Below are 11,972 nucleotides of genomic sequence, written 5' to 3'. Positions count from 1 at the left end.
CTCAGGAAATTCCGTCAACATGCGCCTCAACAAACCCAAAACCAATCCCTATTGACAGGCGGAGTCATATCAACTTTTCGATACCCACATCCGATAATTTCTCGGATATAACATGCGGCGCAAAAACACCCTCCTCCGCGTGGCATCTACCGCGGCGAGCAGCCATCAATTGGACCGACACTCCACTTTCCATCAATACGTGGAATACCTTGACCGAATGCCAAAGACGGAATTTGGATTGATTGCGTCGTCCTCACACAATGATTTTTTCGTCCACGCCAGCCCTGCGCGTTATGCTCCAAGCCTTTTTAAAACCTGGTACGCACGGCGTCTACACGAGCCCTGCTCGAGTCGAATGATGAGGGCAAGTCGATCCTAATGCATCAATAAAATCTCAGAATTTTCCCGGAAAATTTTCGCAGTCCGATTAGATCAAGACCGCGACGGATCCCCCCCCTGCAAGGATCTTTTTCCGTTTCATTTATTCCACAAATATCCGGCCATTCAATCGCGCGATCGATTTCATTTCCATCAAGAGCACTGCCCACTGCACCGACCTGAAACATACTGAAAGACGTCTATCACACCTCTTTTTTAGAGACATTTTGCGCCTTGAATTTCGCATGAAAAATCTCTCGACGTCATCCGCTTCCGTTCATTTTGAACGCAGTCATCCTTCCAAGACATCGGCGCCCGCCAGAAAGCACCTATCGCGAAGCGACTCAGGCAACGGCAACTCGCCCCGCTTAGCGCTTCGCGCCAAAGCGGACGCATTCCGACTTGTCCCGGCCTGTTTTTTGCGCCGCAGCAATCGGCTTCGAAACTTGCCTTGCCAGCGGCACGTTCGAACCGGCTGGGTTCGACGTGTACGCGCCGCGGAGGTTGGACATGCTCCAGTCGCGGTCGGACTCGGTGCGGCCGTCACGGAACCGGAGCGCAACACGATCGCCACGCCGCCCCTGCTAGCTACGCCTTTTTCATATAGGCGCTGCACCAGCCTTTTGCATTGACCTGCTTGCCGCCGAAAATGGTGCACGGCGCCATCGCGGCGCCAGTCTTGCCCTGGAAGAACTGGCAGTTCGCACAGGCCTGGCTCGCCTCAAATTTCGGGAACTTCGCATGGTCGACCCGGCTGGCATCCGTCTTGTAGCCGAGGGCCTGGGCGTTTGCATCGGATTCCTGCACGACACCGGCATCCGCGGCCGCCGCGCGACGTCCAATGGCGAGCGCGGACGCGAGAACGGTGGTGGCGGCAATAAAACGACGGCGGGAAAATTTCATGGTGTCCTCCCTTCAAACTTGCGTGAACGGATGTTCGGGAAACGTCGTTCCCCGATGGATGTGACGCCGTCCGTCCCGAGTCCCGAAACGGCGTCCCGGGTCGCCCGTGCCTGCGCGAACGATGCGGCAACGCCACGGGCGACCGCATCGAAACGCAACGGAATGACACGCTGCGTCAATAGGGGCCGGTTGGCGCTATCCGCGTTTGCGCAGCGGCTCCAGCAAGTCCCTCAGGCCGTTATGGTCGATCTCGTGCATCAGCGCGAGTTGTCGGCCAAGCTCGCCGCGCGGGAACCCTTCGCGAGCCAGCCAGTTGAGGTACGGTCCGGGCAGCTCGGCAATGAGTCGGCCCTTGTATTTTCCGAAGGGCATGGTGACGGTGACAAGGCATTCAAGGTCTGGGGCTCGCATGCGGATATTGTGCACGCTTTCCGTTACCGCGCGCCCCTTCTTGCCTGCTAGACTGGAATTTCCCCCTGCAAACCATGGAGGGAATCATGATGTCCATCTACGTCGTGAAGACCGGTGAGCAGTTCCTCTGCACCGCCGAGGACGGCGATATCGGCATGGCACCGGCAATCGAAGATGCCACGTCCTTTGGTTCGTATGAGGAAGCGGAAAAAGCGGCAAACATGCATGCCGACCCCGGATTCGAAATCGTGTCTGTCTGCGTGATCAGGCACTGATCCGCTGCCCGGAGCGGAGATGGCCCGCGAGTCGGACGCGAGCCGCCGTGCGTCAGCGTCGTCCGTGCGACGACGGCGGCGGCACCGTACATGCACCGCGTGACGCGTCACCTTCTTCGACGAACCGCGTCCCCGGACGGCGCCGCTGCCGCAAGCGAGCCGTCCGTCCGGTTTCGACGGCCACGCCTGCGGCAACCCGGTCGCGGCTGCTTACTTCTGCAGCGAGATCTCCACCCGGCGATTGCGCGCCCGCCCTTCGGCGGTATCGTTCGGGGCAGCCGGACCGGCTGCTCCATGCCCCGTCGCGGCAAACAAATCCGCCTTCAGGCCATGCTCGCCCAGATACCCCGCGACCGCATCGGCCCGGCGCTTCGACAGCGCCAGGTTGTGCGCGTCCGAGCCGGTCGCGTCGGTATAGCCCTCCACTTCCACGCGCGAGAAATGCCTGTCGCCTTGCCGGTTCAGCAGCGCGTCGAGCGCGGCACTCGCCGCGGGCGTCAGCACGGCCGAGTCGGTCGCGAAATACGCATCGCCGGTCAGGCTCACTTTCTCGACCGGAGCAGGCGCCGGCGCGGCGACCGCGGCGGCCGGCGCGGGTGCCGCGCCGCACTGGAACACGATCGAGTGCGGATCGGCACCGTCGCGATACGGCGTCGTGGCATCGACCAGGCGCACGGCCTCGTTGCCGCACATGCGCGTCGCGACCTTCATGCAGGTCTGTGCGCTCGACAGGATCCCGTGACAGTCGACGCGGAAGGTCCGGATGCCGCTTCTCGGTTGCAGCTCGTATGCGTTGTACGTCGGCCCCGACGCGCTCGAACAGGCAGCGAGGGAAACGACGGACGCCAGCAGTGCAAGATGGATGTTTTTCACTTGATGACTCCGAAAATGCGATGGGTGCAGCGTGTGCGGCGCGGTGGCGCGGCCGCATGCGCATGCCTTTGCGGTCGGCGCGGTTCGCTCCGGCAACGCGTGCCGGCGCGAACCGCCGCGCACGATCACTTCCACTGATACAACATGCCCGCGCCGACGACGCGCTGGCTGCCGGCGAAACCGCCGTTCAGCGTCGCCTTCAGGTTCTCCGTGATGCGCGCCTGCATGCCGACGGCCATGGCCTTCTGACCCTGGAACGTCGCCGTGCCGACACCCATCGCAAAGTTCGAGTCGCGGTCCATGTGCGGGATCGACGCCATCGCGGCGGTTGCGGCGATACCTTCACGTGCCATCGAATCGGTCTGCTGGATCTGCTGCTGCATCTGCGTGAGCTGGTTGTTGACCGTGTTCAGCGACTGCGTGAACTGGTTCGAGACCGCATTCAGCTGGTTCACGTTCACCGCATCCGTGCCCTGCGTGCCCGCCGCGACGTTGACGACCTGCCGCGCCGAATCCGCCGTGCCGACCGCGACGACGTTCGAGCGGCCGCCGTCGTTGCTGCCCGCGCCGACCGCCGCCGAATTGCTGCCCGACGAGGTCGCCCCGACGCCGATCGCGGTCGAGCCGCTGCCGGACGCCGTCGACCCGTTGCCGACCGCCGTGCTGTTCGAGCCGGAGGCCACCGCCCCCGAGCCGCCGGCCGACGAGTTCGAACCGCTCGGCCCCGGCGGCACGTTGCCGCCGGACGGGTTCGACGTGTAGGAACCGCCGAGGTTGGTCGTGCGCTTGTCGATCAGCGTCGTCAGCTGGTTCGCGACCGCGTCGAGCTGCGACACGTTCACCGCGTCCGTGCCGTTCTTGCCTGCGGCGAGGCCGGTGATCTGCCGGTTGCCGACGTTGACTTCGCCGGCCGACGATTGCGGGCTGCTCAGGCCGTACGCGACATAGTTCGTCAGCGCGCCGACCGTGGTCAGCGAGCCGGCGCCCAGCGCGACGCTGTTCGCGAACGTCGCCGACGCACCGGCACCCAGCGCGAGCGCATCCGTCGCGTTGCTGTGCGCACCCGAGCCGAGCGCGACGCTGCCCACGCTGACCGCCACGGCATTGGCACCCTGCGCGACGGATTGCGCGCCGGTTGCCGTCGCGCCACTGCCGAGCGCGATCGCGTCGGCCTGCGCGGAACTCGCCGCCTGCCCGATCGCGATGCCGCCCGGCGCGGTCTGATCGACGATCGCGCCGTTGCCGATGCCCACGCCGTTGTCGCCGTTGACGACCGTCGTCGGCCCCACCGCGACCGATTCCGCGCCGACCGCGAGCGAGTCCGCCGCCGTCGAATTCGCGTGGAAGTACTTCTGGCCCGTGACCGCGAACGACTGCAATGCGCCGGCCAGCTGCCGTACCGTCACCGCATCCTGCTGCCCGGTGCCGTCCGCGACGTTGGTGATCTGGCGATACGACCTGCTCGTCGCGTCGCCGACCGACACCGCGCCGAGCAGCGCCTGGTCCGTCGTGTTGAACGGGATCGACGCGGTGCCGTTGCGGATGATCCCGGACGCCGGCGCGGTCGCACGATCGGCCACCGAACCCGAGCCGAGCGCGATGCTGCCGTCCACCCGCGAGATCGCATTCGGTCCGATCGCCACGCTGTCGACGCCGAGCGCCTGGCTGTCCGGCGCGGTCGAGTTCGCGTGGAAGTACTTGATGCCGTGCGCGTTGATGTTGTCGATCGCCGCGCCGACGTTGTTGTTGATCGTCGTCGAACCGTTGCCGTTGTACGTGACGTACGACGGCGCCGAGATCGTGCCGGTCGTCGGATCGTAGGTGGCCCCGCCGCCGATCGCGCCTGCCGTGCTGTTGCCGAGGTTGTTGTTGTTGTTCGCGATGGAGCTCAGGCCCGTCGACAGCGAACTGATGCCCGTCGATGTGGCGGTCGACAGCGAGGTCAGGTTGCTGTTCGTGCTCGACAGGCCGGTCGACAATGAGCCGATGCTGGTCGACGTCGAGGTCGAGAGGGACGTGATCGTGCTGTTCGTCGAGCTCAAGCCGGTCGACAGCGAACCGATGCTCGTCGACGTGGACGTCGACAGCGACGTCAGGTTGCTGTTTGTCGAGCTCAGTCCGGTGGACAGCGAGCCGACGACGGTCGAGGTCGACGTCGACAGCGACGTGATCGAACTGTTCGTCGAGCTCAAGCCGGTCGACAGCGAGCTGATGCCCGTTGACGTCGACGTCGACAACGATGTGATCGTGCTGTTCGTCGAACTCAGGCCGGTCGACAGCGAGCTGATGCCGGTCGACGTCGACGTGGACAGCGATGTGATCGTGCTGTTCGTCGAACTCAGGCCGGTCGACAGCGAGCTGATGCCCGTTGACGTCGACGTCGACAACGACGTGATCGTGCTGTTCGTCGAGCTCAGGCCGGTCGACAGCGAACTGATGCCGGTTGACGTCGACGTCGACAGCGATGTGATCGTGCTGTTCGTCGAACTCAGGCCGGTCGACAACGAGCTGATGCCCGTTGACGTCGAAGTGGACAGCGATGTGATTGCGCTGTTCGCCGAGGACAGACCCGTCGACGTGGATGTCGATAGTGACGTCACTGCGCTGTTTGTGGAGCTGAGGCCAGTCGACAACGAACTGATCCCGGTCGACGTCGACGTGGACAACGACGTAATCGCACTATTCGCCGACGACAGCCCCGTCGACAACGACGAAACTCCGGTCGACAACGACGTGATGCTCGACAACGTCGACGTCGACAACGAAGTCACCGCCTGGTTCGTCGCATCGAGCTGCGAACCGTTGATCGCATCCGTACTCGTCGAGCTGATCCGCCCTGCCGCGACGTTGGTGATCTGGCGCTCGGCCCCCACTGCGCCAACGCTGACGACGCTGGTCGGATTGACGCCGTTGAACGTGTACGTGACACCGCCGATGGTCCCGGTCGCCGTCGGATTCGGCGCGGCCGTCACCGATCCGGAACCGAGCGCGACGTCATTCGCCCTGGTCGCCACCGCCGACGCGCCGAACGCCACCGCGCCCGCCGCTGCCGCCGTCGACGTATTGCCGAGCGCGACGGAGCCAGTGCCCTGCGCAATGTTCGAATTGCCGATCGCCACGGCGCCGTCGCCGTTCGCGGTGTTGTTCGAACCGGCCGTGACCGCGCCGGTGCCGATCGCGGTGCTCGGGTCGCCGATCGCCACCGCGCCATTGCCGCTCACCGTCTGGCCCAGGCCGAGCGCGACGGCGCCGGCGCCGCTCAGTACCTTGGAGCTGTTGCCGCCCGCGATCGAACCGGCGCCGGCCGTTGCCGCGACCGAGTTGCTGTCGCCAATGGCCACGGTGGAGCCGGCCGCCGCGACGCTGTTGATGCCGACCGCGGTCGAATTCACCGCCGACGCCGTCGCGCCGGAGCCAAACGCGCTGGCCGACGTGCCCGTCGCGAGCGCGAGGTTGCCAAGCGCGACGGCGTACTGCTGCGTCGCGGTCGACTGTACGCCCATCGCGATCGAACTGACGCCCGACGCATTGGCGTTCAGGCCGAACGCCTGCGCATAGTCGGCGCCGGCGCTCGTACCCGAGCCCATCGCGATCGAACTGGTGCCGAGAGACTGCGTGCCCGAACCCGGCACGCCCGCGGTGCCGCCCCAGCCGATGGCGATCGACGACGTGCCCTTCGCGCCGCTGTTGACGCCCATCGCCACGGCCGAATTGCCGGAAGCCAGCGCGCCGCTGCCCACGGCAACGCCGGCCGCGCCGGAGCTGGTCGACTGGTTGCCGAGGGCCACCGAGCCCGTCAGGTCGGCATGCGCCGCATAGCCGAGCGCGACGCTTTGAGCCCCTGCCGCGCTCGCCCCGAGCCCGAGTGCCGCCGCATACTGGCCGGACGCCAGCGCATTGTTGCCGAGCCCGATCGCGGATACGCCCGTCGCCCCTGCACCGCTACCGATCGCCACCGAGCCGCTTTGGGTCGAGCTCGACAGGTTACCGATGGCGACCGAGTAATCTCCCGAGCCGATCGCCTGCACCCCCATCGACGTGCTGTTGACGCCGGTTGCCTGCGCGTTGATCCCGACGGCCGTCGATCCGTCGCCCATCGCATGCGCGCCCGGGCCGAGCGCCGTGGCCGAAAGACCCGCCGCCGTCGACAGGTTGCCCAACGCGGTGGAATTCTGCTGCGCGGCGCTCGAACCAATGCCGATCGCGATCGAACTGATGCCGCCGGTCGCGGAGCCGCCATCCTGGGCATATTGCGCATGCGCACCGGCATGAAACAGCCCGAGATACGCGGATGCCATCATCACGACCAATCGCCGTGGCGACAGCGTCGCCTGCGTTGCCGTGCTTGCGACGATGCCGACCTCATCGGCATGTGCGCCCGCACGCCTCGACGACGCCACGCGCTTGCCGCGCGCGCGATCGAGCTCGGACGCCGCAACCCACGCCCCCAGTGCTTCGTTCCAGATCGACTTGAACGACTTGTTCATCTTGTTTTCCCTCGGTTCACATGTGCTGGATGACGCAACAGCGAACGCGGCCGGGAGAAGACCGTCTCCATCTTCGTCGTCTCCCGTCTCGCGACGCCTCGCTATTTGCTTCGCATGTCTAACTGAACTGCCGAACGGCTCTGCACGACACACGCGACACACGTCGCGATCACACGACCGCACGCCGCCCGTGCCGGACGACACGATGCACGGCAACGATCGCGGGTTATCGAATCATGGAAGTCGAGCTCGCCGATCAGGCAGCGGCATGCCGCGCGGCGCACCGCGGGGAAGCGCGTGCGCACGCCATCGCGCCGAACCGGGGGGCGGCGATCTCGAATTGCATGGGAAGGCGTCGTTCAGACGCCGGTTGGACGGATGCCGCGCCGAGCCCGCCGGGCGGCCCGTCCTGTGTCATTCAGGGGGAGGATGACGTCGTGCGGCCCCCGGGGCTGAAGCATGCGCCGCCGGATTGCGAACGCTGACAGCCGGCGCCGGTTCGGGTGAACCGGTGCTGTGATCTGCCGTGCCTTTCATGTTCATGTTTTTTCGTGCCGCCTGATTCGAAAGCGCGCCCCGCGCGACCGCCGCCTGATGGATCGAACTGCCCGGCGGTCGACGCGAGCCCACTCACCCCTTTCCATCCAGGCGCGCACCGAAGATTCCGGATTTCCGGAAAAAATGACGATTGGCCGGATGACCCCTGCATCGAATTAATCGACTGACTTTCTTTGACTATTTCTTGCTGCCTTGTGTGTCACACTCTCTTCAGCTTCTACGCCATTCCGTTCATATCGCACATCAACCGATTTGAAGAATGAGAAGCTTGCATTACCCTCGTGCCGACCCTCGTCGCAGCACCGGAATCCCGGAATTTGAGATTGTCAGCACTCAATGTCACATTGAATATTGCGCACTCAAACATGCCGCCGCGACACATGAAATTCGCGTGGAACGCCGTTCCGCCGAAGAACCGATTCCAGCTGCCTCGGGCCTAGTTTGCCGGGATTCTCCGGATCAAACCTTTTCCCGAGCGGACAAATTGTTTTCCCGGCCGGATGATATTTACATTCATACATTCCGGCATTGCAGTCGACTTCAATGCGAAAGCATTTTTAATCGTCAATAGATAAATTTTTATTACGGTGACACGAAATCGATGAACGCCATCCACGCTAAAAAAGACCGTCTGAACGACATGTCTCGATTGGATTCATCATTCGGTCAAATTCCATTTACGTCAATTAAAACCGGAAACAACGACCGATATTCAATAATCGATTCGGCACTTTTTCCCACTCCATTTTTCCTCTGCGGCCGCGTTGTCACGAAGGCGCTCGTTATTGTCAAACATGCCCACACGGACCGCACGGAATCCTCACCGTCGGCCTTGTTGGCGACATATAATTTTTCGCAACAATCGTGCACATAGATGCATCGAATCCGACCCCGGCCTACCTTCCTACGCGTTCGCAACCATGTCATCCCGCTCGTCCAGTTCGGCGTCGCCTCGCGCCACGCCGGATCTCGTTGGCGCACACATTCTTGTCGTTGACGACCGACCGAACGACCTGCGGCTCCTGACGGAGATCCTGCGTTCGGCGCGGTGCCGGATCAGCGTCGCGTTCGACGGGCTGCAGGCCTATCACCGCGCGCAGGCCATCGCGCCGGACCTGATCCTGATGGACGTCCGGATGCCGCGCATGGACGGCTTCGCCGCGTGCCGCCTGCTGGCATCGACGCCGTCGACGCAGAACATCCCCATCATCATCCTGACCGCTGCCGGCGATCTCGAGGATCGCATCGCGGGGCTCGAAACCGGCGCGCTGGATTACATCGTGAAGCCGTTCGAACCGGCCGAAGTGATTGCGCGAATCCGCAATCACCTGAAGCGCGCGCAGCGCAGCCAGCCGTTCGCGCACCTGCCCGAGCTGCCCGACCATCCGGACGTCGCGCTGGTGCGCGCGGCAAGCGACATCCTGCTGCGCGAATTGCGCAATCCGCCGACGCTCGACGAACTGGCACGGCAGGTCGGCACGCACGAAAAGCGGCTGTCGCGCGTGTTCCGCGACCATCTCGGCCAGACCGTGTTCGAATACCTGCGCGACACGCGGCTGCGCGCCGCGAAGCACTTTCTCGCGGAAACGTCGATGGGGATCGGCGACATCGCCGAGGAAATCGGCTTCTCGACGCCCGGCAATTTCGCGACGGCGTTTCGTGAACGGTTCGGCATCACGCCGTCCGACTGGCGGCGCCAGCGTCCGGCGGTCGACGCCCTGCCCGCGTCGCATGATCTCCCGCGCGATGCCTAGGCGCCGCGCGTCGGGCTGGCACGCCCTCCTGCTGCTCGTGACGGCGCTGATGGTCGCCTGCGCGACGCACCGGGCCGAAGCGGCGGAAGACGCCGCCCATCTGGACGCGGTGTCGATCGTCGAGGATCCGGGCACGACGATGTCCGTCGACCAGATCGTCGCGCAACGCGCGCAGCCGCAACACCGCACCGGCATGGCAGCGCAATCGTCGTTCAACATCGCGTTTTCCCGCTCGGCGTGGTGGGTCGGCGCGACGCTGGTCAACCGCGACGGCGTCGAGCGGCCGCTGGTGCTCGCGCTTCGCGACGCACGTCTCGACCGCGCGGATTTTTATGCGAACCGCGGCGGCACGTGGACGCTCGTCGGCCGCTTCCCGGCCGACGCAGGCGCAGGCGGCACCGTTCGCGCGCATGCCCGCTACCCGGTGCTCGACATGACGCTGCGTCCGGGCGAGCAGGTGCCGATCCTGATCCGCGTCACGTCGCGCAAGGAAATGCGGCTCGCGCCTGTCGCCTTCACCCGCGACGCGTGGGAGGCCGCGGAGATGCGCGCCGCCATGTGGGACTTCGGCTTTTTCGGCGGCCTGCTGGCACTGATGTGGTGCGCGTTGCTGATCGGCTTTTTCTCGCGCAGCGGCATATTCCACGTGCTGGCCGGCATCGCGTTGTGCACGACGCTGTTCGAGGCGACCTACCGCGGCTATGCGACGCTGGTCCCGTGGCCGGACGCGCGTGAATGGTCCGCGCGTGGCGAGGTGATCTTCGCGTACCTCGCGGTCGCGCTGTTCATCGTCTTCATCCTGGCGGTCGCGCACCGCGAGAAGGCCCGGATTCCGCTGCGCGCGGTTTACCTGACGATACTGGGCCTCGAATGCGCGGGCCTCGTCGGAGCGGCATTCGGCGACCTGCTCACTTTCACCTGGTTCTGCCTGCGGCTGAACACCGTGCTGGGGGTCGTCAACATCGGCCTCGCGCTGACGCTCGCGATTCGCAGGACACCGACCGGGCGCGTGATGCTGATCGCGATTGCGGTCGCGAGCTTCAACATCCTGATGCGCATGCTCGACGGCATGGGCGCGGTGCCGTCGTGGCTGTGCTGGCTCAAGTCCGATATCTACCCGAACCCGGTCGTCGCGATCATCGGGCTCGCCACGCACCTGCTGGTGCTGGCCGCGTGGATCCACCACGTCGGCCGTCAGCGCATCGAGGCGCGCCAGCGGCTCGAGCAGTGGCAGCTCACCGAGCAGGATCGCCTGCGCGACGAGGTCGCGAAACGCACGGTCGAACTCAACGACGCGCTGCACCAGGTGAAGACGCACATGCAGCAGAAGATCGAGACGCTCGGCTACGTGAGTCACGACCTGCGCGCGCCGCTGTCGACGATCAACGGCTACGCGAAACTGCTGCTGCAAGGCGCGACCCGCAGCCAGGCGCGGCTGATCCGCTCGATCGACCGCAGCATCCGCTACCAGCTCACGCTGATCGACGAGTTGCTGCAGTACACGAAGGCCGAGCTGCAGCCGCTCGGCATTTCGCCCGACGCGACCGACCTGCCCGGCCTGCTGAACGACATCGGCGACTATGCGGTCGCGCTGTGCGCGCAGCAGGACAACCGGTTCGACTACCGGCCGCTCACGCCGCTGCCGCGCAAGCTGTCGATCGACGCCATCCGGCTGCAGCAGGTGCTGCTCAACCTGCTGTCGAACGCGTCGAAGTTCACGCGCGACGGCACGGTCACGCTGTCGGTCGGCGCGTATCCGGAAGACGATGCGTGGCGTGTCGTGTTCGAGGTCGCCGATACCGGGATCGGGATCGACATCGGCAAGACGACCGACATCTTCCGCGCGTACCAGCAGGTGCAGGCGGTCAATGGCGGTACCGGGCTCGGCCTGTTCATCGCGCAGCGGATCGTCCGCGCGATGCAAGGCGAGCTGGCCGTGTCGAGCCAGCCGGGCGTCGGCACGTCGTTCACGTTCCAGATCGTCGCGCCGGCGATCGGCCGCGCGATGATGCCCGCGTCGGCGCTGGTGCGGCGGGCCGATCCGGTCGAGCAGGACGAACCAGAGAGCGCCGCGCATGCGATGCGCTGCCCGCCCCCGCGTGCGCTCGACGAGCTGGCCGTGCTCGCCAGCGAAGGCCGCCTCACCGATATCGAGGAATGGCTCGGCCGACACGCGGACGCGTCCCGCCATGCCGCGTTCGTGCAGGCGATGCGGGAGCGCCTCGAGGCGCTGGACCTGCACGCGATCGAGCGACTGGCCGCATCGCTGAAACGGATGGGCATCGCCGACGTGTCGTTCGACGCGGAACCGGACATGGCCGGGCCGGTGTGAT

At 65.2% G+C, this 11,972-nt stretch carries 7 protein-coding genes; 3 read left to right on the top strand and 4 right to left on the bottom strand.

The genetic code is table 11. The features are described from left to right. Nucleotides 1-966: 966 nt before the first annotated feature. Both DIE23_RS35700 and DIE23_RS35695 read right to left on the bottom strand, forming a co-directional pair. Complete coding sequence (locus DIE23_RS35700; protein WP_124617151.1) at nt 967-1,281, bottom strand: high-potential iron-sulfur protein; 315 nt, start codon at nt 1,279-1,281, stop codon at nt 967-969. Between the two features lie 195 nt (nt 1,282-1,476). Next, nucleotides 1,477-1,692 carry a DUF3820 family protein gene (locus DIE23_RS35695; RefSeq protein WP_124617149.1) on the bottom strand — a complete coding sequence of 72 codons (216 nt, stop codon included), beginning with the start codon at nt 1,690-1,692 and terminating at the stop codon, nt 1,477-1,479. 86 nt (nt 1,693-1,778) lie between these two features. Here DIE23_RS35695 and DIE23_RS35690 point away from each other — a divergent pair, with 86 nt between their 5' ends. Further along, the gene (locus DIE23_RS35690; RefSeq protein WP_124617147.1) at nt 1,779-1,967 is read left to right on the top strand and encodes a hypothetical protein; all 189 of its coding nucleotides are present in this window, start codon (nt 1,779-1,781) and stop codon (nt 1,965-1,967) included. Between the two features lie 210 nt (nt 1,968-2,177). On the opposite strand, the gene DIE23_RS35685 is transcribed toward DIE23_RS35690, so the two are convergent. Together DIE23_RS35685 and DIE23_RS35680 are read right to left on the bottom strand one after the other, a co-directional pair. After that, nucleotides 2,178-2,840, bottom strand: coding sequence for an OmpA family protein (locus DIE23_RS35685; protein WP_124617145.1), 663 nt, complete (start codon nt 2,838-2,840; stop codon nt 2,178-2,180). 125 nt (nt 2,841-2,965) lie between these two features. Then, nucleotides 2,966-7,327, bottom strand: a complete 4,362-nt coding sequence (locus DIE23_RS35680) for a YadA-like family protein (RefSeq protein WP_124617143.1) — start codon at nt 7,325-7,327, stop codon at nt 2,966-2,968. Nucleotides 7,328-8,805: 1,478 nt separating this feature from the next. Here DIE23_RS35680 and DIE23_RS35675 point away from each other — a divergent pair. Continuing rightward, a complete protein-coding gene (locus DIE23_RS35675) occupies nt 8,806-9,639 on the top strand; it encodes a response regulator (protein ID WP_124617157.1) in 834 nt (277 codons plus the stop codon). Continuing rightward, complete coding sequence (locus DIE23_RS35670) at nt 9,632-11,971, top strand: sensor histidine kinase (RefSeq protein ID WP_124617140.1); 2,340 nt, start codon at nt 9,632-9,634, stop codon at nt 11,969-11,971. The genes DIE23_RS35675 and DIE23_RS35670 overlap by 8 nt, the downstream gene beginning before the upstream one ends. The last annotated feature ends 1 nt before the right edge of the window (nt 11,972 follow it).

This window comes from Burkholderia sp. Bp9143, assembly GCF_003853645.1.
Classification (GTDB): domain Bacteria; phylum Pseudomonadota; class Gammaproteobacteria; order Burkholderiales; family Burkholderiaceae; genus Burkholderia.
This window is presented reverse-complemented; position numbering and strand designations above follow the sequence as displayed.